The sequence below is a fragment of the Mycobacterium sp. NPDC004974 genome (genome assembly GCF_053600815.1).
Genome location: NZ_JBSGAQ010000008.1, coordinates 63,462 through 90,015, shown reverse-complemented (window position 1 = coordinate 90,015; position 26,554 = coordinate 63,462). Strand labels below are relative to the sequence as shown.

Annotated in this window: 31 protein-coding genes; 22 read left to right on the top strand and 9 right to left on the bottom strand. The window is 67.1% G+C overall.

All coding sequences use genetic code 11. The features are described from left to right. Positions 1 to 32 precede the first annotated feature (32 nt). Positions 33 to 887 (top strand): mycofactocin-coupled SDR family oxidoreductase, encoded by an 855-nt coding sequence (locus ACWEFV_RS19155; protein ID WP_273732981.1) that lies wholly within the window; start codon positions 33 to 35, stop codon positions 885 to 887. Positions 888 to 901: 14 nt separating this feature from the next. Here the strand turns inward: ACWEFV_RS19155 and ACWEFV_RS19150 are convergent, their stop codons facing one another. Genes ACWEFV_RS19150 through ddaH form a run of 4 tightly spaced genes read right to left on the bottom strand, consistent with a single transcriptional unit; the run spans position 902 to position 5,426 of the window. Continuing rightward, positions 902 to 1,783 carry a universal stress protein gene (locus tag ACWEFV_RS19150; protein ID WP_450071295.1) on the bottom strand — a complete coding sequence of 294 codons (882 nt, stop codon included), beginning with the start codon at positions 1,781 to 1,783 and terminating at the stop codon, positions 902 to 904. After that, entirely contained in the window at positions 1,780 to 3,288 is a 1,509-nt protein-coding gene (locus ACWEFV_RS19145) for an amino acid permease (protein WP_450071294.1), read from the bottom strand. Before ACWEFV_RS19145 ends, ACWEFV_RS19150 begins: the two co-directional genes overlap by 4 nt. Positions 3,289 to 3,315: 27 nt before the next feature. Beyond that, positions 3,316 to 4,566: an ornithine--oxo-acid transaminase gene (rocD, locus tag ACWEFV_RS19140; protein ID WP_450071293.1), complete on the bottom strand. Its 1,251-nt coding sequence runs from the start codon at positions 4,564 to 4,566 to the stop codon at positions 3,316 to 3,318. Further along, a complete protein-coding gene (gene ddaH, locus ACWEFV_RS19135) occupies positions 4,563 to 5,426 on the bottom strand; it encodes a dimethylargininase (protein WP_450071292.1) in 864 nt (287 codons plus the stop codon). The genes rocD and ddaH overlap by 4 nt, the downstream gene beginning before the upstream one ends. Positions 5,427 to 5,539: 113 nt before the next feature. On the opposite strand from ddaH, the gene ACWEFV_RS19130 reads away from it, so the two are divergent. Beyond that, on the top strand, positions 5,540 to 5,986 hold the full coding sequence (locus ACWEFV_RS19130; protein WP_135459869.1) for an Lrp/AsnC family transcriptional regulator: 447 nt from the start codon (positions 5,540 to 5,542) through the stop codon (positions 5,984 to 5,986). A gap of 98 nt (positions 5,987 to 6,084) precedes the next feature. After that, entirely contained in the window at positions 6,085 to 7,272 is a 1,188-nt protein-coding gene (locus ACWEFV_RS19125) for an NAD(P)/FAD-dependent oxidoreductase (RefSeq protein WP_450071291.1), read from the top strand. Between the two features lie 60 nt (positions 7,273 to 7,332). Here the strand turns inward: ACWEFV_RS19125 and ACWEFV_RS19120 are convergent, their stop codons facing one another. Further along, entirely contained in the window at positions 7,333 to 8,619 is a 1,287-nt protein-coding gene (locus ACWEFV_RS19120) for a VOC family protein (RefSeq protein ID WP_450071290.1), read from the bottom strand. Next, on the bottom strand, positions 8,616 to 9,131 hold the full coding sequence (locus ACWEFV_RS19115; protein ID WP_450071289.1) for an RNA polymerase sigma factor: 516 nt from the start codon (positions 9,129 to 9,131) through the stop codon (positions 8,616 to 8,618). Before ACWEFV_RS19115 ends, ACWEFV_RS19120 begins: the two co-directional genes overlap by 4 nt. A gap of 95 nt (positions 9,132 to 9,226) precedes the next feature. Between ACWEFV_RS19115 and ACWEFV_RS19110 the strand changes: the two genes are divergently transcribed. Beyond that, positions 9,227 to 9,970: a phytanoyl-CoA dioxygenase family protein gene (locus ACWEFV_RS19110; RefSeq protein WP_135452867.1), complete on the top strand. Its 744-nt coding sequence runs from the start codon at positions 9,227 to 9,229 to the stop codon at positions 9,968 to 9,970. On the opposite strand, the gene mftR is transcribed toward ACWEFV_RS19110, so the two are convergent. Continuing rightward, positions 9,956 to 10,561, bottom strand: coding sequence for a mycofactocin system transcriptional regulator (gene mftR, locus ACWEFV_RS19105; RefSeq protein ID WP_450071288.1), 606 nt, complete (start codon positions 10,559 to 10,561; stop codon positions 9,956 to 9,958). The two genes, ACWEFV_RS19110 and mftR, sit on opposite strands and share 15 nt — an antisense overlap. A gap of 93 nt (positions 10,562 to 10,654) precedes the next feature. Here mftR and mftA point away from each other — a divergent pair, with 93 nt between their 5' ends. The 8 genes from mftA to ACWEFV_RS19065 all read left to right on the top strand — a co-directional run bounded on the left by mftA (position 10,655) and on the right by ACWEFV_RS19065 (position 17,876). Continuing rightward, positions 10,655 to 10,750, top strand: coding sequence for a mycofactocin precursor MftA (gene mftA / locus ACWEFV_RS19100; protein ID WP_019344466.1), 96 nt, complete (start codon positions 10,655 to 10,657; stop codon positions 10,748 to 10,750). A 23-nt stretch (positions 10,751 to 10,773) separates the two neighbouring features. Further along, positions 10,774 to 11,067, top strand: a complete 294-nt coding sequence (gene mftB, locus ACWEFV_RS19095; protein ID WP_019344465.1) for a mycofactocin biosynthesis chaperone MftB — start codon at positions 10,774 to 10,776, stop codon at positions 11,065 to 11,067. Next, entirely contained in the window at positions 11,064 to 12,254 is a 1,191-nt protein-coding gene (gene mftC / locus ACWEFV_RS19090; RefSeq protein WP_135452869.1) for a mycofactocin radical SAM maturase, read from the top strand. Before mftB ends, mftC begins: the two co-directional genes overlap by 4 nt. A gap of 3 nt (positions 12,255 to 12,257) precedes the next feature. Beyond that, positions 12,258 to 13,448 carry a pre-mycofactocin synthase MftD gene (mftD, locus tag ACWEFV_RS19085; protein ID WP_135452870.1) on the top strand — a complete coding sequence of 397 codons (1,191 nt, stop codon included), beginning with the start codon at positions 12,258 to 12,260 and terminating at the stop codon, positions 13,446 to 13,448. Positions 13,449 to 13,581: 133 nt separating this feature from the next. Next, positions 13,582 to 14,325, top strand: a complete 744-nt coding sequence (gene mftE, locus ACWEFV_RS19080) for a mycofactocin biosynthesis peptidyl-dipeptidase MftE (RefSeq protein WP_450071287.1) — start codon at positions 13,582 to 13,584, stop codon at positions 14,323 to 14,325. After that, the gene (gene mftF / locus ACWEFV_RS19075; protein WP_450071286.1) at positions 14,322 to 15,734 is read left to right on the top strand and encodes a mycofactocin biosynthesis glycosyltransferase MftF; all 1,413 of its coding nucleotides are present in this window, start codon (positions 14,322 to 14,324) and stop codon (positions 15,732 to 15,734) included. Before mftE ends, mftF begins: the two co-directional genes overlap by 4 nt. A 33-nt stretch (positions 15,735 to 15,767) precedes the next feature. Next, the gene (gene mftG, locus ACWEFV_RS19070; RefSeq protein WP_450071285.1) at positions 15,768 to 17,183 is read left to right on the top strand and encodes a mycofactocin dehydrogenase MftG; all 1,416 of its coding nucleotides are present in this window, start codon (positions 15,768 to 15,770) and stop codon (positions 17,181 to 17,183) included. A 60-nt stretch (positions 17,184 to 17,243) separates the two neighbouring features. Continuing rightward, positions 17,244 to 17,876: a TetR/AcrR family transcriptional regulator gene (locus ACWEFV_RS19065; RefSeq protein WP_135452874.1), complete on the top strand. Its 633-nt coding sequence runs from the start codon at positions 17,244 to 17,246 to the stop codon at positions 17,874 to 17,876. On the opposite strand, the gene ACWEFV_RS19060 is transcribed toward ACWEFV_RS19065, so the two are convergent. Beyond that, positions 17,861 to 19,111, bottom strand: a complete 1,251-nt coding sequence (locus ACWEFV_RS19060; protein ID WP_450071284.1) for a cytochrome P450 — start codon at positions 19,109 to 19,111, stop codon at positions 17,861 to 17,863. The two genes, ACWEFV_RS19065 and ACWEFV_RS19060, sit on opposite strands and share 16 nt — an antisense overlap. 108 nt (positions 19,112 to 19,219) lie before the next feature. Here ACWEFV_RS19060 and ACWEFV_RS19055 point away from each other — a divergent pair, with 108 nt between their 5' ends. Next, positions 19,220 to 20,821 carry a carboxylesterase/lipase family protein gene (locus ACWEFV_RS19055; RefSeq protein WP_450071283.1) on the top strand — a complete coding sequence of 534 codons (1,602 nt, stop codon included), beginning with the start codon at positions 19,220 to 19,222 and terminating at the stop codon, positions 20,819 to 20,821. A gap of 5 nt (positions 20,822 to 20,826) precedes the next feature. Further along, positions 20,827 to 21,180, top strand: a complete 354-nt coding sequence (locus ACWEFV_RS19050; RefSeq protein ID WP_135452877.1) for a nuclear transport factor 2 family protein — start codon at positions 20,827 to 20,829, stop codon at positions 21,178 to 21,180. On the opposite strand, the gene ACWEFV_RS19045 is transcribed toward ACWEFV_RS19050, so the two are convergent. Continuing rightward, positions 21,177 to 21,650 carry a hotdog fold domain-containing protein gene (locus tag ACWEFV_RS19045; protein ID WP_167857742.1) on the bottom strand — a complete coding sequence of 158 codons (474 nt, stop codon included), beginning with the start codon at positions 21,648 to 21,650 and terminating at the stop codon, positions 21,177 to 21,179. The genes ACWEFV_RS19050 and ACWEFV_RS19045 overlap by 4 nt on opposite strands. Before the next feature lie 520 nt (positions 21,651 to 22,170). Between ACWEFV_RS19045 and rpsJ the strand changes: the two genes are divergently transcribed. Genes rpsJ through rpsC form a run of 8 tightly spaced genes read left to right on the top strand, consistent with a single transcriptional unit; the run spans position 22,171 to position 26,552 of the window. Beyond that, positions 22,171 to 22,476, top strand: a complete 306-nt coding sequence (gene rpsJ, locus ACWEFV_RS19040) for a 30S ribosomal protein S10 (RefSeq protein WP_003925843.1) — start codon at positions 22,171 to 22,173, stop codon at positions 22,474 to 22,476. Positions 22,477 to 22,490: 14 nt separating this feature from the next. Continuing rightward, positions 22,491 to 23,141 carry a 50S ribosomal protein L3 gene (rplC, locus tag ACWEFV_RS19035; protein ID WP_044516127.1) on the top strand — a complete coding sequence of 217 codons (651 nt, stop codon included), beginning with the start codon at positions 22,491 to 22,493 and terminating at the stop codon, positions 23,139 to 23,141. Next, on the top strand, positions 23,141 to 23,788 hold the full coding sequence (rplD, locus tag ACWEFV_RS19030) for a 50S ribosomal protein L4 (RefSeq protein ID WP_135452878.1): 648 nt from the start codon (positions 23,141 to 23,143) through the stop codon (positions 23,786 to 23,788). The genes rplC and rplD overlap by 1 nt, the downstream gene beginning before the upstream one ends. Then, the gene (gene rplW / locus ACWEFV_RS19025) at positions 23,788 to 24,090 is read left to right on the top strand and encodes a 50S ribosomal protein L23 (protein ID WP_064885135.1); all 303 of its coding nucleotides are present in this window, start codon (positions 23,788 to 23,790) and stop codon (positions 24,088 to 24,090) included. The genes rplD and rplW overlap by 1 nt, the downstream gene beginning before the upstream one ends. Before the next feature lie 28 nt (positions 24,091 to 24,118). Next, positions 24,119 to 24,955: a 50S ribosomal protein L2 gene (gene rplB / locus ACWEFV_RS19020; RefSeq protein ID WP_044516133.1), complete on the top strand. Its 837-nt coding sequence runs from the start codon at positions 24,119 to 24,121 to the stop codon at positions 24,953 to 24,955. Between the two features lie 21 nt (positions 24,956 to 24,976). Further along, a complete protein-coding gene (rpsS, locus tag ACWEFV_RS19015) occupies positions 24,977 to 25,258 on the top strand; it encodes a 30S ribosomal protein S19 (protein WP_003883480.1) in 282 nt (93 codons plus the stop codon). Then, positions 25,255 to 25,719: a 50S ribosomal protein L22 gene (gene rplV / locus ACWEFV_RS19010; RefSeq protein ID WP_135452879.1), complete on the top strand. Its 465-nt coding sequence runs from the start codon at positions 25,255 to 25,257 to the stop codon at positions 25,717 to 25,719. The genes rpsS and rplV overlap by 4 nt, the downstream gene beginning before the upstream one ends. Next, the gene (gene rpsC, locus ACWEFV_RS19005) at positions 25,719 to 26,552 is read left to right on the top strand and encodes a 30S ribosomal protein S3 (RefSeq protein ID WP_135452880.1); all 834 of its coding nucleotides are present in this window, start codon (positions 25,719 to 25,721) and stop codon (positions 26,550 to 26,552) included. The genes rplV and rpsC overlap by 1 nt, the downstream gene beginning before the upstream one ends. Positions 26,553 to 26,554: the final 2 nt, after the last annotated feature.

Below are 26,554 nucleotides of genomic sequence, written 5' to 3'. Positions count from 1 at the left end.
CCTGTGGCCAGACTCACTGAAAGGACCCTGGGATGGCGGCAGGTAACGCAACACTGGAAGGCCGGGTGGCATTCGTCACCGGCGCTGCACGCGGCCAGGGGCGCGCGCACGCGGTGCGGTTGGCGAACGAGGGCGCCGACATCATCGCGATCGATGTGTGCCGGCCCGTCGACGACTCGATCACCTACCCGGCCGCGACATCGGAGGATCTGGCCGAGACGGTCGCGGCCGTCGAGGCCGCGGGCCGCAAGGTGCTCGCGCGCGAGGTCGACATCCGCGATCTGGCCGCCCAGCAGCAGGTGGTGGCCGACGGCGTCGAGCAGTTCGGCCGGCTCGACATCGTGGTGGCCAACGCCGGGGTGCTCAGCTGGGGACGGCTGTTCGAGATGTCGCCCGAGCAGTTCGACACGATCATCGACGTCAACCTGAACGGCACCTGGCGGACCATCCGGGCCGCGGTGCCCGCCATGATCGAGGCCGGCAACGGCGGCTCGATCATCATCGTCAGCTCCTCGGCCGGGCTCAAGGCCACGCCGGGCAACGGCCACTACTCTGCCTCGAAGCACGGGCTGGTCGCGTTGACCAACGCTCTGGCACTTGAGGTGGGGGAGTTCGGAATTCGGGTCAACTCGATCCATCCGTACTCGATCGACACTCCGATGATCGAACCGGAGGCAATGGCCGAGATCTTCTCCAAGTACCCGAGTTACCTGCACAGTTTCGCCCCGATGCCGTATCACAAGGTGACCGACGGCAAGAACGAGGGACTCGCGGCGTTCATGGCGCCCGAGGAGGTCGCGGACGTGGTGGCGTTCCTGGCCGGTGACAACTCGGCCACCCTGTCGGGCAGCCAGATCGCCGTAGACCGGGGTGTGCTCAAGTACTGACGGTTCCGGAGCGGTCAGCCCGGGAGGACGAGAACCGGAACCGGGCTGTGCCGCAGGATCTTTGATCCATGTGAGCCCAGGAAAACCCGGGCGACCGCGCCGCCCGGGGAGGTTCCGATCGCCAGGATCTCGCCCTCGAGCCAGTCGATGGCGTCGAGCGCTTCGCTCCAGTCGTTGCCGGTGACGACCTGCAGGTCCACGTCGTCGTCGATGACCTTTTGGTCCTTCAACCGGGTCAGTGCCTGCTGGGCCTGTTTCGCCCACTCCTGCAGGATCGCGTCCTCGGCGTGCAGCCCGACGGTCGGTGGGTACATGTTGCGTCCCCGGACCGCGAAGGTGACCACGCGCAGGGGCGTTTCCAGTCGTCGGCTCAGGTCGGTCACCTGCTGGACGACGGCCACCGCTTCGGGGGATCCCGGGTAGGCACATGTGATGCGCGCCAGGACAGCGGATTTCGGCCGACGGTAGCCGCGCGGGCTGATCGCCAACGGGACCGGGCAGGAGTGCAGCAGCCGATCCGCGGTCGACCCCACCACCACCTGGCCCAACTGACCCTCAGATGCCGAGCCCAGAACGAGGAGCTCGGCGTCGAGTTCGGCGATGGCCTCCAACAGGCCGCCGGAAACCGACCGGTGCGCGAACTTGTGGAAGCTGACGTCGAGGCGATCGTCGAGCGCTGCCACGTGCTGGCGTGCCTGTTCGGCCGAGGATGCCGCCAACTGGGCTGCGTACTCGGCATATTCGGCGTCGACGCGGGCCGGAGACGGGTTCAGCCACGGACGTGGCACGACGGTGGCCACTGCCAGCGAGGTGTTCAGGGTCCGGGCCGCGCCGACCGCGAGGTGCAGTGCCGATGCCCCGCCCTTGCCGGCCAGGTATCCGACGACGACGGTCATCGGGTCTCCTCGGCTCCAGGTGTGGTCATCACATCGTCCTCACCCGCGGCCGCACCCGGGATGTACCCGTCGCCACCGTCGTTGAGTGCACTGTGATGCCGACTCCACAGCAGGTAGAACGTCAGCACGAGCGCAACCCAGATGCTGAACCACAGCCAGGTGATGCGCGGCAGGCCCCACAGCACGAACCCACAGGCCAGCACGGACAGGACCGGAGTCACCGGATAGCCGGGAACCTTGAAGGAACGTGGCAGGTCCGGCTCCCGCACCCGCAGGATGACCACGCCGATCGACACCACGATGAACGCCACCAGCGTGCCGATCGAGACCAGATCCCACAAATAGTCCAGCGGCACGAATCCGGCCAGGGTGCCGGTGACCGCGGCGACGATGATGGTGTTGTTCACCGGAGTCATGGTGCGCGGGTTGACCTTTGCGAACATCGGTGGCAATAGGCCGTCGCGGCCCATGGCGAACAGGATGCGGGTCTGGCCGTACATCACCACCAGGGTCACCGAGAAGATCGAGATCACCGCGCCGAAAGCGAGGATGCTGCTGGCCCAGGTCTGCCCGTGCAGGATGTTGGTGAGCATGACCGACAGCCCGGCTTCGGACTGCTCGTCGGAACCGAACTCGTCGGCGGATTGGGTGCCGAGGCCGGCGAATGCGACCAGGATGTAGATGCTGGTGACGACCACCAGGGCCCCGAGAATCGCCCGCGGCATGGTCTTCTGCGGGTCCTTCACCTCGTCGCCTGCGGTCGATACGGCGTCCAGACCGATGAACGTGAAGAATATGGTGCTGGCGGCAGCGGTGATCCCGGCGAAACCCTTGTCCCAGAAGCCGGCGAAATGGTCTGTGGTGAATGCGGTGAACGCGATGGCCACGAACATCCCGAGCACGGCGAGTTTGAGGATCACCATGACGGTGTTGACCGCCGCGGACTCGCTGGCGCCGCGGATCAACAGGAGTGCGCACATGATGATCAGGACCGTTGCCGGCAGGTTGATCAGCCCGGGGTTGTCGCCCCACGGAGCCGCGGACAGTGCGTGCGGCAACCGCCAACCGAACCAGTTGTCCAGCAGTTGATTGAGGTAGCCGCTCCAGCCGATCGCGGTGGCCGACATGGATACGCCGTACTCCAGCAGCAGGCAGGCCGCGACACCCATTGCGATGAATTCACCCATCGTGGTGTACGCGTAGGAGTACGTGGAGCCCGAAACCGGCACGGCTGCCGCCATTTCGGCATAGCAGAGCGCCGACAATCCGGCGGCGATACCGGCGACCATGAACGAGACCAGCACGGCGGGGCCGGCTTTGGGGACGGCCTGCTGCAGCACGATGAAGATACCGGTGCCGACCGTGGCGCCGACGCCGAACAGCGTCAGCTGGAACGTGCCGATACTTCGTCGGAGGTGGTCGGAGGCGCCGTGGGCGACCGGAGCTCCCAGGACCGGCCTTCGTCGCAACATCTGGCCGGTCAAGCCGTTGGCTGGGGCGGACATGGTGCCTCCTTGCTGCCGATCCACCGATTATCGGCGCGCCTCGGTCAGGGTGTCAGCGAATTGGTCAACGGCCCAGTCGAGCTCGTCGGCGGTCACCACCAGGGGCGGGGCGAACCGCAAGGTCGAGCCGTGGGTGTCCTTGACCAGCACACCGCGTTCGGCCAACGCGAGGCCGAACTGCTTGCCGGTGCCCAGATCCGGGTCGATGTCCACCCCTGCCCACAGGCCCAGCCCACGCACCGCGGTCACGCCGTGCCCGATCAACCCGGTGAGCCGGTTGTGCAGGTGTTCTCCGAGTTGGGTTGAACGGCGCTGGAATTCGCCACGGCGCAGCATGCCGACGACGGTGGTGCCGATGGCTGTGGCCAGTGGGTTGCCGCCGAATGTGGAGCCGTGCTCGCCGGGGTGCAGCACGCCGAGTACGTCGCGGTCGGCCACCACCGCGGACAGCGGTACCACGCCACCGCCGAGAGCCTTGCCGAGCAGATACACGTCGGGAACCACATCCCAGTGTTCGCAGGCGAAGGTGCGTCCGGTGCGGGCCAGGCCGGACTGGATCTCGTCGGCGATCATCAGCACGTTGTTGCGGGTGCAGATCTCGCGGACCCGGGGCAGGAAGTCGGCGGGCGGGACGATGATGCCCGCCTCACCCTGGATCGGCTCGATCAACACCGCGGCGGTGTTCGCGTCGATCGCGTCGGCGAGCGCCCGATGGTCTCCGAACGGCACCGAGCGGAACCCGGGTGTGTAGGGGCCGAAGCCGCGGCGCGCGGACTCGTCATCGGAGAAGCTGATGATCGTGGTGGTGCGGCCGTGGAAGTTGTTGTGCGCCACCACGATATTGGATGTTTCTGCAGTCACCCCTTTGACGTCGGTGGCCCACTTGCGGGCCACCTTGATGCCGCTCTCGACAGCCTCGGCGCCGCTGTTCATCGGCAGCACCATGTCCTTGTCGCACAATCCGGCCAGTGCCTGCGCGAACGGACCGAGCCGGTCGGAGTGGAAGGCGCGGCTCACCAGGGTCAGCCGGTCCAGTTGGGCGTGTGCGGCGGCGATGATCTCGGGATTGCGGTGTCCGAAGTTGACCGCCGAATAGGCGGCCAGGCAATCGAGGTAGCGCCGGCCGGTCACATCGGTGATCCAGGCTCCCTCGGCGCTTTCCGCGACCACCGGCAGCGGCGAGTAGTTGTGGGCGACATAGCGATCGTCGAGCGCGATCGCCGAGGCGGTCACAGAATCCGGGGTGACCTGGTTGTCCACACCGTCCAGCATGGTCATGGATGTAGCTCCAGGGTGCAGCATTTGACGGATCCGCCGCCTTTGAGGAGTTCGGACAGGTCGACGCCGACCGGCTCGAATCCGGCCCGGCGCAATTGGCCCGCGAATCCGGAGGCGGCTGCGGGCATCACGACGTGGTGGCCGTCGGACACCACGTTGAGGCCGAGGACATACGCATCGGCCGAGCCCACTTCGATGGCATCGCTGAACAGTTCGGCAAGACGCCTTCGGGCGTCGTCGCTGAAGGCCGGGGGATAGTAGGCGATCGTCGAGTCGTCGAGCACGGCCAACGCGGTGTCGAGGTGATAGAAGCGCGGGTCGACGAGTTCCAGGCTGGTCACGTCCAGGCCGGTGATGGCCGCGATCTCGTCGTGGGCGCGCCGGTCGGTGCGAAAACCGTATCCGGCCAACAGGTTTGACCCGACGAGCAGCAGGTCGCCCTGGCCTTCGTTGACGTGGTCGGTGCGGACGGGGCGGTAGCCGGCCTCGGCCATCCACTCGGCGTAGGCGTCCGCCTCGGCGGCCCGCTGCGGGTAGGCGAAACGAGCCACCACCGCGGTGTCCCCGACCAGGAAGCCGCCGTTGGCGGCGTAGACCATGTCGGGCAGGCCGTCGCGCGGTGTCACCAGGTCGACGGTGTGGCCGAGGTCGGCGTACACCCGGCGCAGCGTGTCCCACTGGGCCAGTGCGAGCGCGGTGTCGACGGGCGTGGCGGTGTCCATCCACGGGTTGATGGCGTATTCGACGGTGAAGTACTCGGGGGCGGTCATGGCGTAGTGGCGGGTTGTCGCGGACCGTGTCGGTGTCGCCGCGCCGCTCCCGGGCGCAGCGTCGGGCATGACTTCCTCGGAAATCGTCATGAATCGACGATAAGAAGTGCCAGTGACGCAATCAATCGCTGCCTGTTGCGTTATGTATGGGGATATATTGCACAAGTCGCGTCACGGCGATGGTTTGTTGCGTGGAGGTCGATGTGGAGCGTCTGGACGACACCGACGAGCGGATTCTGGCCGCACTCACCGAGCACGCCAGGGCGACGTTCGCCGAGATCGGGCAGCGGGTGAATCTGTCGGCGCCCGCGGTCAAGCGGAGAGTGGACCGCATGGTCGCCGACGGGGTGATCCGCGGCTTCACCACCGTGGTCGACCGCAATGTGCTCGGCTGGAGCACCGAGGCCTATGTACAGGTGTTCTGCCAAGGAACCATCTCGCCGGATCAGTTGCGCGCAGCCTGGATCGACATCCCGGAGGTGGTCAGTGCGGCAACGGTGACGGGTACCGCGGACGCCATCCTGCACGTGCTGGCACGCGACATGCGCCACCTTGAGGAGGCGCTGGAACGCATCCGATCAACGGCCCGTATCGAGCGCAGCGAGAGCATCGTGGTGCTCACCAATGTCATCGACCGGGGCCGGTCGTGACGCCGCGCACGCGAGGAGCAAAATCGGCGGTAGGTCATCGGCCTGCGCAAACGTAGGGTGCCCTACAACGCTTAACCCCGATCGTGTAAAAACCCCACGTGACTACTTCTACGGGTTCAGCGGCGGGCATCGTCATCGTCGGCGGCGGCTTGGCTGCGGCCCGGACGGCCGAACAGCTGCGCCGGTCGGAGTACGCCGGGCCCATCACGATCGTCAGCGACGAGGACCATCTGCCCTACGATCGGCCGCCGCTTTCCAAGGAAGTCCTGCGTGCCGAGACCGACGACGTCACGCTCAAGCCGGCCGAGTTCTACGCAGAGAACGACATCACGCTGCGGCTCGGCTCGGCCGGGCAGTCGGTGGACACCGCAGCCAAGACGTTGAAGCTCGCCGACGGCAGCGACGTGGCCTACGACGAGCTCGTGATCGCCACCGGACTGGTGCCCAGGCGCATCCGGTCCTTCGGCGATCTGGCCGGCATCCACGTGCTGCGGTCCTACGACGAGAGCATGGCCCTGCGCGAGCACGCCCGGAAGGCCCAACGTGCCGTGGTGGTCGGAGCCGGCTTCATCGGCTGCGAGGTGGCCGCGAGCCTGCGCAAGCTGGGTGTCGAGGTGGCTCTGGTGGAGCCGCAGCCGACACCGCTGGCTTCGGTGCTGGGCGAGCAGATCGGTGCGTTGGTGACCCGGCTGCACCAGGCCGAAGGCGTCGACGTGCGCTGCGGCGTCGGGGTGTCCGAGGTGCGCGGCGCGGACAAGGTCGAGCAGGTGGTACTCGGCGACGGCACCGAGCTCGACGCCGATCTGGTGGTGGTCGGCATCGGATCGCACCCGGCGGTCGAGTGGCTGGAGGGCAGCGGGATCGAACTCGACAACGGCGTGGTCTGCGACGAGGTCGGCCGGTCCAGTGCCGCGGGCGTGTGGGCCATCGGCGATGTCGCGTCGTGGCGTGATCACGTGGGTGACCAAGCGCGCGTTGAGCACTGGAGCAACGTCGCCGATCAGGCGCGGGCGATGGTGCCGGCGATCCTGGGCCAGGAGGCCTCGCCCGTCGTGTCGGTGCCCTACTTCTGGAGCGATCAGTACGACGTCAAGATCCAGTGCCTGGGCGAGCCCGAGGCTGACGATGTCGTGCACGTGGTCGAGGACGACGGCCGCAAGTTCCTGGCCTTCTACGAGCGCGACGGTGTCGTGGTCGGTGTGGTCGGCGGCGGCATGCCCGGCAAGGTGATGAAGGCCCGAGGCAAGATCGCCGCAGGCGCCCCCATCTCCGACGTCCTGGGCTGACTTTCTCCGATTTGTGGAGTTTCAGCCGCGCTGGGTGCGGCCAGAACTCCACAAACCGCTCTAGAACTGGCCGAGGTAGAAGCGGCCGCCCTGGTCGTCGGTGCACTCGGCCATCAGTCCGTAGGGCTGTCGTGACGGCTGTTGCAACACCGTGCCGCCGGCCTCGACGACGCGGCTGACCGCGGCATCGATATCGGCGACGGTCCACATCGGCACGGTCACGGCCCGTGCCGCGCCGCCGGCCATGCCGGACATCGGCTGGCTGCCCTGCATCCCCCAGCCGTCGTCGACCCGGCCGGATTCGAAGGTCCAGAAGAACAGCCGGCTGTAGAACGCCTTGAACGCCGTCGAGTCGGCTACTTCGTAGGTGATGTACGAAAGCTCGCCCGGCCCAGCACCATTGAGCTTGGGGCGGGGGATGACGGAGGTCGGCTGGAACACCGCGAAGGCGGTTCCGGCCGGGTCGGTGGCGTCCAGCACGGTGCCGAAGTCGAACTCGTGGGTCTCCCCGGGTTGGCCGCCGCCTGCCAGGATGGCCTGGCGGGCCCCGTCCAGATCGGTCACGGCGTATGCGCAGAACAGGGTGGACGGGCCGTCGGCGTTGAAGATGCCGATGTGCTGTTCGGTGTTGGTGACCTGCCGGGTGGCCGGGTCAAAGGTCCAGCCCAGCACGTGGCCGTAGAACCGGGCGGCACGCGCGATGTCGGGTGCCCAGACCGAGACGTAGCCGACGTCGCCGTGCTGGATGGGGGTGACGGCTCCGGTCGCCGCCCCGGTCAGCATCCAGCGGTGGCCGGACGGGTCGATGATCGCCGCATTGCGGGTGCCGTAGCTCTCGTAGGGCTCACGCTGTACGAGTGCCCCCAGGTTCCTGGCCCGCTCCAGGGTGGCATCGGTGTCGCGCACCTGGAGCATCAGGCTGACCGAATTGGCCTGTGGTGCAGGTGCCTTCAGGCCCAACTCTGGGTACTCGTCGGCCAGGTACAGCACCCCGCCGCCCAGCTCGAGTTCGGCGTGGCCGATGCGTCCGTCGTCCATGACCACCGGTTCGCCGATCTGTACGGCCCCGAGGGCTTCGATGTACCAGGCGATGGCAGCGCGGGCGTCGGGTACGGCCAGATAGGGGATCGCCGCCGCGGCGGGCCGCGGGGGAGCCGGGGTGACCGGGGGCTCATTCAGTTCGGCGATGGCAGTGTCGGTTCCGCTCATGTCAACTCCTTCGGCGTGGGTGGGCAGGGTGAGGGCCGATTCCAGCCGCGCGCGCAGCCGGGCGGCGAACGCCGGATCGGGGGAGACCGGGTGGTCATTGCCGTTCAGCACCGTCAGCGGATCGTGGTTGTTGATCACGACGTCCCTCCCTCCGGTGTCGGGTACTGCGACCTGAAGGCGCGGCGGGCCCGCACCAGCAGGGCCTCGGTGGCGTGCACCGTGCGGCCGATCAGCTCGGCGCATTCACCCACCGTGCAGTCGTCGAGGTAGCGCAGGACGAGGACGGTGCGGTGATGTTCGGGTAACCGGGCCAAAACCGATTCGGCGACAATGCGATCCAACTCGGCATCCCAGTCGTCCACCGGGTCCACCGGTTCGGGCAGCTCCGCCACCGGCACGGTGAACCGATCGTGCCGCCGACGGTAGTGATCGGCGAGTTTATGCCTGGCCACCCCGATCAACCAGGGCACCGAGATGGGCGGCGGCGACGGTCTGCGGGCCGCGTCCATGGCGGCCAGGAACGTCTCCGACGTCAGGTCTTCGGCGGTTCCGCGGTCACCGCAGCGTCGTACGAAGTAGCCGTACACCACTGGCAGGGCCTCGTCGTAGCACCTCAGCAGTACCCGCGGAGCGTCAGTTTCGGCGCTCACACCCTTATCGTCGCCGCCGGGGACCGAACTCCGACGGGGTTGTGCGAAGAAACTTTCGGCGGAAAATCATTGGCCGCGGCCGGGCGGAGTGCGTCATGGTGGTCGGCGTGGTGAACATCGACGTATTCCAGCGGGACGGGTTCGTCAAGATCGCGCAGGCCGTCCCGGCCGAAATCGCCGATGCGGCCAGGGATCTGCTCTGGCGGCAGATCGGGCTGTCCCCAGATGAACCGGCGTCGTGGAAGAACCCCGTGGTGTGGGCGGCCGATCTCACCGGCGCGGGCCCGTTCCGGCAGGTGGTGAGTAGCGCCCCGCTCGCCGATGCCCTGGACCGGATCTGCGGAACCGGGGGTTGGCTACCGCGCGGTGCCCTGGGCAACATCCCGGTCCGGTTTCCGGTCGATCCGCCCGCGGAGGACCGGGGGTGGCACGTCGACGCCAACACCCCGCTGCCGGGAGGCGAATGGGCGGTCAGTGGTCGCCCGAGCACGCTGTTGGTGCTGACGCTGCTGTCCGAGGTGGGGCCCGACGATGCGCCGACGCGCATCCGGGTCGGTTCACATCGCGACGTCGCCCGGGCGCTGGGGCCGGAGCCGATCGACTTCATCGAAGCCGGCGCGCTGGTGGACGAGGTGAGCCGGACCCGTCCGGTTGCCCATGCCACGGGCCGGCCCGGTGACATGTATGTCGTCCATCCGTTCACGGCACATGCCGCCGACATACATCGCGGCAGCACACCACGTTTCATGTCGCAGGCGCCCGTCATGCTCACCGGGAAACTCGGTCCGGCCGGTCCGGCGGCACTGGCCTGCGTGTGGGACGAGCTACCGCGGGGCTAGGGCCTCCAGTCCTGGCCGCGTCACCTCGAAGGCGTCGGCGATGGCATCTGCCAGGGCGACCGACTCATCGGCGAGCCAGTGCTCGTACGCCGACAGTGCGACGCCCAACATGAGCCAGCCCACGGTCTGCGGCATCAGATCGCGGGGTGCCGCGCCGATCCGCTGTGCCACGTAGGCCGCGATGACCTCACGCCAGCCGGCGTACATGGTCATCGAATATGCCTGCAGTCCAGCGGTTTCCAGGATCACTCGCATGCGCCGTCGGTGTTGGGCCATCTCCTGGTCGTCGTAGGTATTGAACGACAGCAGGGCTTCCCGCAGCGCCTCGGCCAGCGAGATCTCGGTGCTCAGGGAGTCGAGCAGCTCACGCAGATGTTGCAGGTGGGCGTCGAAGTCTCCCCAGGGGATGGCGTTCTTGGAGGCGTAGTAGCGGAACAGTGTGCGCCGCGCGATCCCGGCGGCCTTGGCCACGTCGTCGACACTCACCTCGTCGAAGCCTCGGCTGGCGAACAGGGCCAGCGCGACGTCGGTGATGTGATCCTGCGTGGTGGACGGGCGCCGACCGACGCGGGGCCCGGATGCCTGCCGCATGAAACCCGCCCTTCCATTTGTGCACTCGATGCCATATTCTTGCGACTCAGGTCACAATTGTCGAGACCCACAGTTGCAGGAAAGGTGCGATTCATGGATCAGAACCCGCAGGTTGAAACCGAAACCCAGCTCGTCACCGAGACGCTCGTCGAAGAGGTCTCGATCGACGGTATGTGCGGGGTCTACTGACGGTGTCCGCAGAGGTTGCCGATATGGCTGGGCGCACTGGCGTCGTATTCGACCCTGATGTCAGCTGGCGGTTGCACCACCAGGTGGCGGTGCGGCCGGAGCCGTTCGGTGCCCTGCTGTATCACTTCGGAACCCGCAAGCTGTCGTTTCTGAAGAACCGGACGGTCGTCGAGGTGGTCAACTCTCTGGCTGATCACCCCGACGCCCGGTCCGCGTGCCGCGCGGCCGGTATCGCAGACTCCGACCAAGGCCCCTACCTGCACGCGTTGAGTGTGCTGGTGTCCTCGAAGATGCTCATCCCCGGGAATTCACAATGACTTCTGTTGCACCTGTGCCAAGGCTCGTCGAGCAGTTCGAGCACGGACTCGACGCCCCGATCTGCCTGACCTGGGAGCTCACCTACGCCTGTAACCTGGCGTGCGTGCACTGCCTGTCCTCCTCGGGCAAGCGGGATCCGCGCGAGCTGTCCACCGAGCAGTGCAAGGACATCATCGACGAGCTGGAACGCATGCAGGTGTTCTACGTGAACATCGGCGGTGGCGAACCCACTGTGCGCCCGGACTTTTGGGAACTGGTCGACTACGCGACCGAGCACCATGTCGGGGTCAAGTTCTCCACCAACGGTGTGCGCATCACGCCCGAGGTCGCCGCGAAGCTCGCTGCCAGTGACTACGTCGACGTGCAGATCTCCCTGGACGGCGCCAACGCCGAGGTCAACGACGCCGTGCGCGGCAAGGGCTCGTTCGACATGGCCGTGCGCGCGCTGGAAAACCTTGCTGCCGCAGGCTTTTCCGATGCCAAGATCTCAGTTGTGGTGACCCGTCACAACGTCGACCAGCTTGATGAGTTCAAGGCGCTGGCCGACCGGTACGGCGCCACGCTGCGGATCACCCGGCTGCGCCCGTCGGGCCGCGGTGCCGATGTCTGGGACGAGTTGCACCCGACCCCGGACCAGCAGCGTCAGCTGTACAACTGGCTCGTCGCCCACGGTGAGCGGGTGCTGACCGGTGACTCGTTCTTCCATCTGTCGGGCCTGGGCGAGCCCGGCGCGCTGGCCGGTCTGAACCTGTGCGGTGCCGGCCGGGTGGTGTGCCTGATCGACCCGGTGGGCGATGTCTACGCCTGCCCGTTCGCCATCCACGACAAGTTCCTGGCCGGAAACATCCTGGAAGACACCGGTTTTGGGGCTGGCTTCCAGAACGTCTGGCAGAACTCCCCGTTGTTCCGCGAGCTGCGCGAGCCCCAGTCGGCCGGCGCCTGCAGCGGTTGCGGGCACTACGACGCCTGCCGTGGTGGCTGCATGGCAGCCAAGTTCTTCACCGGTCTGCCGATGGACGGACCGGATCCCGAGTGCGTCGAAGGCTGGGGCGAGCCCGCCCTGGCGCAGGAGCGCATCAAACCCAAGCCCAGCGGTGACCACTCCCGCGGTACCAAGCAGGGGCCGGTGGCACTCAAGTTGCTGACCAAGCCCCCCGCCCGAATCTGTAACGAAAGTCCGGTGTAATCCATGGCCCGTGATACCTGGTTCGAAACCGTCGCCATCGCCCAGCAGCGGGCCAAGAAGCGGCTGCCCAAGTCTGCCTACTCGTCGCTGATCTCTGCCAGCGAGAAGGGCGTGACGGTCACCGACAACGTCGAGTCGTTCGCCGAACTCGGCTTCGCGCCGCACGTGGTGGGTGCCACCGAGAAGCGCGAGATGGCGACAACCGTTATGGGTCAAGACATTTCGATGCCGGTCATCATCTCGCCGACCGGTGTGCAGGCGGTTGATCCCGACGGTGAGGTGGCGGTGGCCCGCGCGGCTGCGGCACGCGGAACCGCCATGGGGCTGTCGTCGTTCGCCAGCAAGCCGATGGAGGAAGTCACCGCCGTCAACGACAAGATCTTCTTCCAGATCTACTGGCTCGGGTCCCGCGACGAGATTGCCGAGCGTGTGCAGCGCGCCAAGGACGCGGGTGCCGTCGGGCTCATCGCCACGACCGACTGGAGCTTCAGCCACGGCCGGGACTGGGGTAGCCCGAAGATCCCGGAGCGGATGGACCTGCGCACGATGCTGCGGATGTCCCCGGAGGTGCTCACCAAGCCGCGCTGGCTGTGGAGCTTCGGCAAGCATCTGCGTCCGCCTGACCTGCGTGTGCCCAACCAGGGCCGGCGTGGCGAGCCGGGGCCGACGTTCTTCGAGGCTTACGGGCAGTGGATGGGCACCCCGCCCCCGACTTGGGAGGACATCGCCTGGCTGCGTGAGCAGTGGGGCGGTCCTTTCCTACTCAAGGGCATGGTGCGCGTCGATGACGCCAAACGTGCCGTGGATGCGGGTGTTTCGGCGATCACGGTCTCCAACCACGGCGGCAACAACCTGGACGGGACCCCCGCGGCGATCCGCTGCCTGCCGGCCATCGCCGACGCGGTCGGGGATCAGGTCGAGGTTTTGCTGGACGGCGGGATCCGCCGCGGCAGCGACGTCGTCAAGGCCGTGGCGCTGGGCGCCCGGGCCGTCATGATCGGACGTGCCTACCTGTGGGGCCTGGCCGCCAACGGCCAGGCGGGTGTCGAGAACGTGTTGGACATCCTCAGCGGTGGCATCGACTCCGCGCTGCGCGGGCTGGGCAAGTCTTCGATCCACGACCTGACGCCGGATGACATCCTGGTTCCGGAGGGCTTCACCCGGGCGCTCGGCGTTCCGCGCGCCGACGCCTGACGGTTGCTCCCGGCGCCCCGCGGTGTGGCGTGACAGGGGTGGCAGGAGAGACGTACGTGATGCTCACGGCCCGTGTCGGGAAAGCTAAGGCAAATCAATTGCTGCCCGTGCTCCAACAATTGGCGCACAGTAGGTGAATTCGGCCTACGATCGGCACGTGGCTTTCCCCAGCGGGCTCGGGAACTCAACGTCGAGACAGCTACGCAGCGTGTCGCCAATGTTGATCATCCCGGTGGGCTCTACCGAGCAACATGGTCCGCACCTGCCCCTGGACACCGACACGCGTATCGCTGCGGCCGTCGCCCACGGGGTTCTCGAGCAACTCGACGGCGGCCCGGACGGTGACTGGATGGTCGCGCCGCCCGTCCACTACGGCGCCAGTGGCGAGCACGAGGGGTTCCCCGGCACGGTGTCGATCGGCACCGCCGCTTTGCGGTCGTTGCTGGTGGAGTACGGACGCTCCGCGTCGAGCTGGGCGTCGAAACTCGTCTTCGTCAATGGTCACGGGGGGAATGTCGAGGCGCTGGCCGGAGCGGTCGCCCTGTTGCGCCAGGAGGGCCGCGACGTTGGCTGGGTTCCATGCATCGCCGCGGGTGCCGACGCACACGCGGGGCATACCGAAACATCTGTATTGCTACATATTTCGCCCGGCGATGTCTGGACCGACGACCTGACTGCGGGGAACACCGCCCCATTGGCCGAGCTGATGCCTGCGATGCGCAGTGGCGGGATCGCAGCGGTCAGCGAAGTCGGAGTGCTCGGTGACCCGACAACCGCCACGGCCGCCGAGGGGGAGCGTATCTTTGCTGAAATGGTCAACGGCTCCGCCCGCCGGATGAAGCGATGGCAGCCGGACCGGAACGGATTGCTGACATGACCGGACCGAGGCTGCCCGACGGTTTTGCCGTCCAGGTGGATCGCCGTGTCAAGGTGCTCGGGGCCGGCGCGGCGCTGCTCGGCGGGTCACCGACCCGGTTGCTGCGGTTGGCGCCGACGGCGCAGACCATGCTCAACGGTGGCCGCCTGGAAGTGCATGATGCGCAGAGCGCACAACTGGCACGGACTTTGCTCGACGCCACGGTCGCCCATCCTCGTCCGCCCAGCGGGCCGTCGCACCGCGACGTGACGGTCGTTATCCCGGTGCGCGACAACGTATCCGGTCTGCACCGATTGATCGCAGCGCTGCGGGGCCTGCGGGTGATCGTGGTCGACGACGGATCGGCGGTTCCCGTCGCGCAATCGGAGTTCGCCGGGATGCACTGCGATGTGCAGGTGCTCCGGCACCTCCGCAGCAACGGTCCGGCGGCCGCGCGCAACACCGGCATGGCCGCGTCCGAGACCGATTTCGTGGCGTTCCTGGATTCCGATGTGGTGCCGCGGCGCGGGTGGCTGGAGGCATTGCTCGGACACTTCTGCGACCCGGCGGTGGCGCTGGTTGCGCCCCGCATCGTCGGACTGCACACGGCCGACAATGTGGTGGCGCGGTACGAGGCCGTTCGTTCGTCGTTGGATCTCGGAGTGCGTGAGGCACCGGTGGTGCCCTACGGCCCGGTGTCGTACGTGCCGAGTGCGGCCATCATCTGCCGGCGGTCGGCGCTGGCCGCGGTGGGTGGGTTCGACGAGACCATGCAGTCCGGTGAGGATGTCGATCTCTGCTGGCGGCTGGTCGAGTCCGGGGCCCGGCTACGGTACGAGCCGATCGCGCTGGTGGCGCACGACCACCGGACCGATTTACGAGAGTGGTTCAACCGCAAGGCTTTCTACGGCACTTCGGCGGCGCCGTTGAGTGTCCGGCACCCGGGCAAGACCGCCCCTGTGGTGATCTCCGGGTGGACGTTGATGGTGTGGCTGTTCCTGGCCATGGGGTCGTACGTCGGATACCTGGGCTCCGTGGTGATCGCGATCTTCACCGGCCGGCGCATCGCACGCTCCCTCAGTACCGTCGACACCGAGCCCACCGAGGTTGCCGCGGTGACCGCGCGCGGGTTGTGGTCGGCGGCTCTGCAGCTGTGTTCGGCGATCTGCCGGCACTACTGGCCGGTGGCCCTGATCGCCGCCCTGTTTTTCCGGCGAGCCAGACACGCGGTGCTGGTGGCCGCGGTACTCGACGGCGTGGTCGACTGGGCGAGCCGGCGCGGCAACGCCGACGACGACACCAAACCGGTGGGCCTGCTGGCCCATATTCTGCTGAAGCGTCTGGACGACCTGGCCTATGGGATCGGCTTGTGGACCGGGGTGGTGCGGGAACGCCAGCTGGGCGCGCTCAAGCCGCAGCTGCGGAGCTAAAGCCAGTTGCAACTGCCATCTTGTCCTCCTCGCGTGCGGGACGTCCTGATCGTCGGCGCCGGAAGCGCCGGATCAATTCTGGCTGAACGGCTTTCCAGCGATCCCGGCTGCAACGTCACCGTCGTCGAGGCTGGTCCGGGGCCCAGTGACCCGCGGGTGGAGGCGCAGATCACCGACGGTCTGCGGCTGCCGATCGGGACGGCCAGCTCGGTGGTGCGCCACTACGCGTCGGTGCTGACGGAGAACCCGCCGAGGCACACCGAGATCATCCGCGGGTCGGTCGTGGGTGGTTCCGGGGCGGTCAACGGCGGCTACTTCTGCCGGGGGTTGCCCACAGACTTCGACACCTGGGCGGTACCGGGCTGGGGTTGGCGGGATGTGCTACCCCATTTCCGCGCCATCGAGTCGGATCTGGATTTCGACACCGCACTCCATGGTGGCAGCGGCCCGATCACGGTTCGGCGGGTGCGCGAATTCGACGGTTGCACAGCGTCATTCGTCGACGCCGCCACCAGATCCGGGTTCGGTTGGATCGAGGACCTGAACGGCTCGGATGCCGGCGCGGCGCTGCCCGCCGGGGTCGGGGCGGTTCCGTTGAACATCAACGGCGGGACCAGGGTTGGGCCGGGCGGTGCGTACCTGAAACCGGCGCTGGAGCGACCCAACCTCGAGATGCACACCGACACCCGGGTTCATCAGGTGTTGTTCCGCGCGAACCGGGCCGTCGGGGTCCGGTGCGATGACGGTGCGGTTCTCCGCGCTGACCGAATCGTGCTGTGTTCTGGTGCAATTGGGTCAGCGCACCTGTTGCTGCTGTCCGGTGTCGGGCCACCGTCCGATCTCGAGGCCCTCGATGTCGAGGTGGTGGCCGGCCTGCCGGTGGGCATGCGCACCGTCGACCATCCGGAATGGGTACTCCCGGTCTCCTGGGTGGCCACGCATGATCTGCCCCCGTTGGAGGCCGTGCTCACCACGGCCGACGGTATCGAGGTTCGCCCGTACACGGCCGGTTTCGCCGCCATGGTGCACGGGCCCGGACATGATCCCGCCGAACTCCCGCACCTGGGTGTGGCCCTGATGCGACCACACTCGCGCGGTCGGGTCCGGTTGGCGTCGGCCGATCCGACGGTGGCGCCGGTCATCCAGCACCGCTACGACACGGTGGCAGAGGATGTCGACGCACTCCGCCGGGGTGCCGATCTGGCCCGTGAATTGATAAGTCACACAGCGAAAGTCGGTGATGCGTCGTGGTCGACATCGCAGCATCTGGCCGGGACCGCGCCCATGGGAACCGGGCCCGACGCGGTACTCGATCCGACCTGCCGGGTGCTGGGAGTCGAGGGCCTATGGGTCGTGGACGGGTCGATCATGCCGGCCATCACCAGTCGCGGCCCGCACGCGACCATTGCCATGATCGGTCATCGGGCCGCGGAGTTCCTCGCGATCTGAGTTGGGACCGTTAGCCTCGTGGCGGAACGGTAGGCGTGTTTGGTGGAGGTGGGACGGCGAATGACTGCCGAAAACGGTGACCCGCGCCCGGCCCGGTCCCGGGCCCGGCTGCTGGAGGCGGCGACCGCGCTGTTGCGATCAGGCGGGCCCAGCGCGGTCACCGTCGACGCGGTCACCAGGGCGGCGAACGTGGCCAGGGCGACGTTGTATCGGCACTTTCCGAGCGGAAATGACCTGCTGGCAGCGGCATTTCGAGCACTCATCCCGGCCGCGCCGATGCCGCCGGAGGATGGCTCGCTGCGTGACCGTCTGATCGGGCTGGTCCAGGCGCAGGCTGACTCGATCGCCGAGGCGCCGATCAGTATCACCGCCATGTCATGGCTGGCGCTGGGCGGCGACATCGAGCAACCGCCCCCGCGGACGGGCGACAGCGCCGAGGTGCGGACCCTGCGCGATCGGGTGGCCGAGCACTACGCGGCGCCGTTCGAGGCGATCTTCGACAGCCCCGAAGCCATGGCCGAACTCGGCGAGGTGGATCGCACGCAGGCTGCCGCACTGCTGCTCGGCCCGATCGTGTTGGGCAAGCTCACCACGTTTTCGGACTTCGACCACACCACGTGCGTGCGGGCCGCGGTGGACGGCTTTCTGGCCACCCACCGCCGGTCCACGGCGTCGCCTCAACGCAACGAGTAGCGAACCGGCAGGTGCTTGAGTCCGCCGACGAACGTGGTCGCGGAAAGCTGTGGCGTTCCGGCCAATTCGATGGAGTCGAGCCGTCTCAACAGCTCGGTGAACAAGCTGTTCATCTCCATCCTGGCCAGAGCCGCGCCGAGACAGAAGTGCACGCCGTATCCGAATGCCAAGTGCTTGTTCGGATCCCGCCCGACGTCGAAGCGGTGCGGGGCGTCGAACACTTCCTCGTCACGGTTGCCGGAAACATAGGCCAGGTACACGGAGTCGCCCTTGGCGATCGGCACGCCGCGCACGGTGGTGTCGGCCGTGGCGGTACGCATGAACTCCTTGACCGGGGTGGACCACCGGATCATCTCCTCGACCGCCGTGCCCATCAGCTCGGGCTGTGCCTTCAGTCTGGCCAGCTGGTCCGGATTCTCGATGAGCGCATGCAATCCGCCGGAGATGGCGTCCTTGGTGGTGTCGTGGCCTGCGCTGGCGACGATGACGTAGTAAGACGCGGTATCGACATCGGACAGCGGCTCCTCGTCGATCGTGCCGTTGGCGATGGCCGAGGCCAGATCCTCGGTCGGGTTGGCGCGACGCGACGCGGTCAGCGACGAGAAGTAGGCGAAGAAATCCAGCAGAACCGCCAGGCCGTCCTCCAGGGACTTGCCGCGCTGGTACTCCTCGTCGTCGCCGCCGAACATCTCCTGGGTCAGCATGTGCATGCGAGCGAAGTCGTCCTCGGGCAGCCCGAGCAGCGACATGATCACGTAGAGCGGGAAGTCGACGGCGATCGCGGTGACGAAATCGCATTCGGGTCCGATGTCGCGCATCTTGTCGACATAGCGTTTGGCGAGCTCGTCGACGCGGACCTTGAGGTCACGCATTGCCTTGGGGCGGAACCAATCTGCACCGATCGCCCGAACCTTGCGGTGGTGCGGATCGTCCATGTGGATCAGCGTGCGCAGGCCCATGCCGGCCTCGAGCTGTTGCTTGGCGAGGTCGTCGGCCGCCGCGGTGGCCAGCAATGGCCGTGGCTCGCTGATGAACAGGTCGTTGTCCCGCTCGACGGCCATGATGTCGGCGTGTCTGGTGATCGCCCAGAAGGGACGGTAGGGCGCGTTGTCCACCCAGGCCACCGGATTGTTCGCGCGCAGATGGGTCAGCGCGGTGTGCAGGCGCGCGTCGTCGGCATAAGCCGTCGGGTCGGCGAGCACCTTCGCGGCGTCGTCCATCGTCGGCGCGCTCATACAGACTCCTCACGTGACCGGTACTTGACGGGTGTCAACTGCCACCATATGTGGTCGCCGCCACGTAAGGGAGAGGATTTTTCCGATCGGGCCCGTACGCTCACTGCCATGCGGTCAGGGCGGTGCGCCGTCGCGTTGCTGGCAATGCTGGCGATGCTGGTTGCAGGCTGTGTGCGCGGTGGCGGGCAGGCGGTGACGCCCGGCCATCCACAGGGCCACGCTCAGGGGTCGGACCCGGCGCTGGTCCAGACCGCGGCCGGAACCTTGCGCGGCGCAGTGGTATCCGACCATCGGTTGTTCGCCGGGATTCCGTACGCCGCCGCGCCGGTGGGTGCGATGCGGTTCGCCGCGCCGGCTCCCGCGCCGGGATGGCCGGGGGAGCGCGACGCCACCCGCCCCGGCCCGCGGTGCATCCAGGACCCCGATTCAGATCCCGAACGCGGCGCCAACACGGCCGAGGACTGCCTGAGCCTGAACGTCTGGACACCGCCGGTCTCGGATGAGTTGCGCCCCGTCATGGTGTGGATCCACGGCGGCGCGTTCGCCGGCGGCAGCAGTGGCATCTACGACGCGGGACGGCTGGCCGCGCGCGGCGACATCGTCGTGGTCACGGTCAACTACCGGCTCGGCACCCTGGGCTTCCTCGCGCACCCGGCCCTGGGGGCCGGTGGGGACGTCGGAAACTACGGTCTGGCCGACCAGCAGGCGGCGCTGCGGTGGGTGCGGGACAACATCGCCGACTTCGGCGGCGATCCGGAAAAGGTCACTGTCGCCGGTGAATCCGCGGGCGGCATGTCAGTGTGTGATCATCTGGTGTCGCCGGGCTCGGCGGGGTTGTTCCGCGCCGCGATACTGATGAGCGCCCCGTGTCAGGCACAGACCGATCTCCCCGCAGCGACCCGCCGGTCGCTCGATTACGCGGCCGCCGCCGGATGTCCTGACCCCGCGACCGCTGGTACCTGCCTGCGGGCACTTCCCGTGGATGGTCTGCGAAAACCGGTGTGGTACTTCAATATCGGCAGTGACGAGCTGACCGGTCCGGTCACCGGATCGGCATTGATCCCCCAAGCCCCGTTGGCGGCGTTCGGATCAGGTGGGGCCGAAGCGGTGCCGGTGTTGATCGGCACCACCCGTGATGAGTTCACGCTCTTCGTGGCGTTGCGCTATCTGCGGGAGGGGCAGCGCTACACCACCGAGGATTACCCGCGGCTACTGTCCGAGACCTTCGGCGCCGATGCCGCGGCCGTCGGGGTGCATTACCCGATTGATCGCTATGGCGGTGTGGCGCAGGCATATTCGGCGGCCGTTACCGACGGTGCGTTTGCCTGTGTGTCGGACCGGATGGCCGGTGAGCTGTCCCGTACCGGTCCGGTCTACGCCTACGAGTTCAACGACCGCTCCGCGCCGGCGCCGGAGGTCATGCGGACGCTGCCCTTCCCGGTCGGGGCCAGTCACTCACTGGAGCTTCGCTATCTGTTCGACGTCGGCGGGGCGCCCCCGTTGAACCCGGCGCAGCAACAGCTCTCGGACCAGATGATCGACTACTGGAGCGCCTTCGTGCGCACCGGTGATCCCGCGGTCGACGGCCAGCCGGGCTGGCCGGAGTTCGACGGCTCACGAATGTCGTTGCAGGCCGATGGCAGTCGCGTCGACAATGGCTATGCGCACGTTCATCAATGCCCGTTCTGGGCGGGGCTGAGGGAGAAGTGAACTCGATGGCGACACCGGATCCGCAGGCCTTCGCCGAAGAGTGGGTGAGTGCGTGGAACGCGCACGACGTCGAGGCGGTGCTGGCCCATTTCCACGACGACGTGGTGTTCAGTTCACCGGTCGCCGCGCGCGTGCTGCCCGAGACCGGTGGCGTGGTGCGGGGCAAGGACGCATTACGTCATTACTGGACGACGGCGCTGGCCGGCATGCCGGATCTGCAGTTCGAGGTGCTCGGCACCTATCGCGGCGAGTCGGCGCTGGTGATCCACTACCGCAATCAGCGGGGCGGGCTGGTCAATGAGGTGCTGCTGTTCGACGGCGCCCTGGTGCGCGAAGGGCACGGCACCTACCTGGACTAGGCCGGAGTGACCCAGGTGGTGATGTCGGCGTGCACCACTTCCACGCCGTTGCGGTCGGTGATGCTGACGGGCACCACGACGTCGGTGCCCTCGGTGATCGCGCCGAAATCCGGCGGTGCGAGCTCTGCGGTGGCACGCAACGAGGTGGTCGCCTTCGCGAGGTACTGCACGTTCATCGCCTTGGGGATCCAGCGGTGCGTCGTCGGCACGGTGGCCTCCATCAACATGCCCATCGCCATCTCGGCGGCATTGCATGACGCGATGGCGTGCACGGTGTGCAGGTGGTTGTAGACGTAGAACCATTTGGGCACCGTCACCTCGGCCAGCCCCGGTTCCATGCGCACCACGTGCGGCAGGATCGACGCGAAGTAGGGCACCCGGGCCATGGCCGCGGCGGAGAACGCCCAGCTGCCGCCGGGTAGCGCTGACAACTTCTTCCATGCTCTGTAGGTCGGGCTGGGCTGCGTCATGTGCCAAACCTTACTCAAGAGTAAGTTCGGTGCGGAGGGTTGGGCTCGCGCCGCCCGTAACGTGGTGGCCGCCGCGGGCGACTTTTTCCGCCATGGCGTTACGTACGCGATCACGGTCGCCGGAGCGCAGGAATACTGCCTGGAAATCCGGAAGCCGGACGCCGTTTTTCCCCGTTGCGTCGACCGGCCCCGACCTGCTCGATCGCGGATTTGGAGCACGCCCGGATCTAAGGCATACTGTTCGGGTTGCCTTGCGCCGGGTATTCCTGGCCGGGCATCCGACCCGCGCCCCCACGGGCGCATCCGGTCCCAACACTAGATCGCGACTGATTTCCAGGGCGAGAAAGTGTGCGAGAAGGCGACACGCCCGACCGCGGGGGCCGGTGGACCACAGACAGGTAAACAGCGGCGGCAATACTCGGCGCACCCGCGCCGGGGACCAGGCCCGACGGGTTTCGGTGGGTTTCCCATCGAGGCTTCGATACGGCCGGCCGATGTACGAAGTAGAGGTAGGAGAAGCGTGGCGGGACAGAAGATCCGCATCAGGCTCAAGGCCTACGACCATGAGGCCATTGATGCCTCGGCGCGCAAGATCGTCGAGACGGTCACCCGTACCGGTGCCAGCGTGGTGGGCCCCGTGCCGTTGCCGACCGAGAAGAACATTTACTGCGTCATCCGGTCGCCGCATAAGTACAAGGACTCGCGGGAGCATTTCGAAATGCGCACCCACAAGCGACTGATCGACATCCTCGACCCGACGCCGAAGACGGTTGACGCGCTCATGCGCATCGACCTGCCGGCCAGTGTCGACGTCAACATCCAGTAGGAGACCCGAGAAAAATGGCTAGAAAAGGCATTTTGGGCACCAAGCTGGGCATGACGCAGGTGTTCGACGAGAACAACAAAGTCGTCCCGGTGACGGTCGTCAAGGCCGGCCCCAACGTGGTGACCCTTATCCGTACCCCCGAGCGCGACGGCTACAGCGCCGTGCAGCTCGCCTATGGCGAGATCAGCCCGCGCAAGGTCAACAAGCCCGTCACCGGCCAGTACGCCGCCGCGGGTGTCAACCCGCGCCGCCACCTGGCTGAGCTTCGGGTCGACGAGGCTGCCGCCGCCGAGTACGAGGTGGGCCAGGAGCTGACCGCCGAGATCTTCGCCGACGGTGCTTACGTCGACGTGACCGGCACCAGCAAGGGCAAGGGCTTCGCCGGCACCATGAAGCGTCACGGCTTCGCCGGCCAGGGCGCCTCGCACGGCGCCCAGGCAGTGCACCGCCGCCCCGGCTCCATCGGTGGCTGCGCCACCCCGGGCCGCGTGTTCAAGGGCACCCGGATGTCGGGCCGCATGGGCCACGATCGGGTGACCACGCAGAACCTCAAGGTTCACAAGGTCGATGCCGAGAACGGCGTGCTGTTGATCAAGGGCGCCATCCCCGGACGCAACGGTGGTCTGGTGGTTGTCCGCAGCGCAATCAAGCGAGGCGAGAAGTAATGACTCTCAAAATTGATGTGAAGACGCCGGCAGGCAAGAAGGACGGCTCCATCGAGCTGCCCGCCGCGCTGTTCGACGTCGAGCCCAACATCGCTCTGATGCACCAGGTGGTCAACGCTCAGTTGGCGGCCAAGCGTCAGGGCACGCATGCGACGAAGACCCGCGCCATGGTCTCCGGTGGCGGCAAGAAGCCGTACCGGCAGAAGGGCACCGGTCGGGCGCGTCAGGGCTCGACCCGTGCACCGCAGTTCACCGGTGGTGGCGTCGTCCACGGCCCGCAGCCGCGCGACTACAGCCAGCGGACCCCGAAGAAGATGATCGCCGCCGCCCTGCGCGGTGCGCTCTCGGACCGGGCCCGCAACGAGCGGATCCACGCGATCACCGAGCTGGTCGAGGGTCAGACCCCCTCTACCAAGAGCGCCAAGGCGTTCCTGGGCTCGCTGACCGAGAACAAGAAGGTTCTCATCATCATCGGCCGCACCGATGAGGTCGGGCTCAAGAGCGTCCGCAACCTGCCTGGTGTGCATGTGATCTCGCCGGATCAGCTCAACACCTACGACGTGCTCAATGCCGACGACCTGGTGTTCAGCGTCGAGGCGCTGAACGCGTACATCTCGGCGAATACCAAAGAGGAGGTGTCGGCCTGATGGCTACCGTGACCGACCCCCGCGACATCATCCTGGCCCCGGTCATCTCGGAGAAGTCGTACGGGCTGATCGAGGACAACGTGTACACGTTCGTCGTGCACCCGGATTCGAACAAGACGCAGATCAAGATCGCTATCGAGAAGATCTTCGACGTCAAGGTGAGTTCGGTGAACACCGCCAACCGGCAGGGCAAGCGCAAGCGCACCCGTTCGGGCTTCGGTAAGCGCAAGGACACCAAGCGTGCCATCGTCACCCTGGCCGCCGGCAGCAAGCCGATCGAATTGTTCGGAGCCCCGGCGTAACGCCGGGAACTAAGAGGATTTAACTGATATGGGAATTCGCAAGTACAAGCCGACGACCCCGGGTCGTCGCGGTTCGAGCGTCTCCGATTTCGCCGAGATCACTCGCTCGACTCCGGAGAAGTCGCTCATCCGTCCGCTGCATGGCACCGGTGGGCGTAACGCGCACGGCCGCATCACCACCCGTCACAAGGGTGGCGGCCACAAGCGCGCATACCGCCTCATCGACTTCCGTCGCCACGACAAGGACGGCGTCAACGCCAAGGTCGCTCACATCGAGTACGACCCGAACCGCACCGCGAACATCGCGCTGCTGCACTACCTGGACGGCGAGAAGCGCTACATCATCGCGCCGCAGGGTCTGAAGCAGGGCGACGTCATCGAGCAGGGGCCTAACGCCGACATCAAACCCGGCAACAACCTGCCGCTGCGCAACATCCCCGCCGGCACCGTGATCCACGCTGTGGAGCTGCGGCCCGGTGGCGGTGCCAAGCTGGCCCGTTCGGCCGGCGTGAGCATCCAGCTGCTGGGTAAGGAAGGCACCTACGCCTCGCTGCGTATGCCGTCCGGTGAGATCCGTCGCGTCGACGTGCGCTGCCGCGCCACCGTCGGCGAGGTGGGCAATGCCGAGCAGGCCAACATCAACTGGGGTAAGGCCGGCCGTATGCGGTGGAAGGGCAAGCGCCCGACCGTCCGTGGTGTCGTGATGAACCCGGTTGACCACCCGCATGGTGGTGGTGAAGGCAAGACCTCCGGTGGCCGCCACCCGGTCAGCCCGTGGGGTAAGCCTGAGGGCCGCACCCGCAAGCCCAACAAGCCGAGCGACAAGCTCATCGTCCGTCGCCGGCGCACCGGCAAGAAGCGCTAGGCCGCGGAAGGAGTAGCAGCGATGCCTCGTAGTCTTAAAAAGGGTCCGTTCGTCGACGACCATCTTCTCAAGAAGGTCGACGTTCAGAACGAGAAGAACACCAAACAGGTCATCAAGACCTGGTCGCGTCGGTCGACCATCCTCCCCGACTTCATCGGGCACACGTTTGCGGTGCATGACGGCCGCAAGCATGTCCCGGTGTTCGTCACCGAGGCGATGGTCGGGCACAAGCTCGGCGAATTCGCCCCGACGCGAACCTTCAAGGGTCACATCAAGGACGACCGGAAGAGCAAGCGGCGATGAGTACCACAGTCATTGAATACCCGTCAGCGCAGGCGAAGGCGCGCTTCGTGCGCGTCTCCGCCAGCAAGGCCCGCCGGGTCATCGATCTGGTCCGCGGCAAGAGTGTCGAGGAAGCCCTCGACATCCTGCGGTGGGCGCCGCAGGGTGCCAGCGAGACGGTCGCCAAGGTGATCGCGAGCGCTGCCGCCAACGCGCAGAACAACGAGGGCCTGGACCCGACGACGCTGGTGGTTGCGACCATCCACGCCGATGAGGGTCCGACCGCCAAGCGCATCCGTCCGCGTGCCCAGGGGCGTGCGTTCCGGATCCGCAAGCGCACCAGCCACATCACGGTGATCGTTGAGAGCCGTCCGCCCAAGCAAAAGGGTGCGGCCGCCGCATCCGCGCGCAGCCGTCGTGCGCAGGGCAGCAAGGCTGCTGCTGCGAAGGGCACGGCCGAGACGAAGGGAGGCTCGGAGTAGTGGGCCAGAAGATCAACCCCCACGGCTTCCGGCTCGGTATCACCACCGAGTGGAAGTCCCGTTGGTACGCCGACAAGCAGTACAAGGACTACGTCAAGGAAGACGTTGCCATCCGCAAGCTGCTGGCCACCGGCCTGGAGCGGGCCGGCATCGCCGACGTGGAGATCGAACGCACCCGGGACCGGGTCCGCGTCGACATCCACACCGCGCGTCCCGGCATCGTCATCGGTCGCCGCGGCACCGAGGCCGACCGCATCCGCGCCGACCTGGAGAAGCTGACCGGCAAGCAGGTTCAGCTGAACATCCTCGAGGTGAAGAACCCTGAGTCGACGGCGCAGCTCGTCGCCCAGGGTGTCGCCGAGCAGCTGAGCAACCGCGTGGCGTTCCGCCGCGCGATGCGCAAGGCGATCCAGTCGGCCATGCGTCAGCCCAACGTCAAGGGCATCCGGGTGCAGTGCTCGGGCCGCCTCGGCGGTGCTGAGATGAGCCGCTCGGAGTTCTACCGCGAGGGTCGGGTCCCGCTGCACACGCTGCGTGCGGACATCGACTACGGCCTCTACGAGGCCAAGACCACCTTCGGCCGCATCGGTGTGAAGGTCTGGATTTACAAGGGCGACATCGTCGGTGGTAAGCGTGAGCTCACCGCCGCCGCGCCGGCCAGTGACCGGCCGCGTCGTGAGCGTCCGTCGGGCACCCGGCCGCGTCGTAGCGGTGCGTCGGGCACCACGGCGACGAGCACCGAGGCCGGCCGCGCCGCGACCGGAGACGATGCACCGGCCGCAACCGAGGCCGCGGCAGCTTCGGCGCCCGCAGCTGAGAGCACGGAGAACTAATC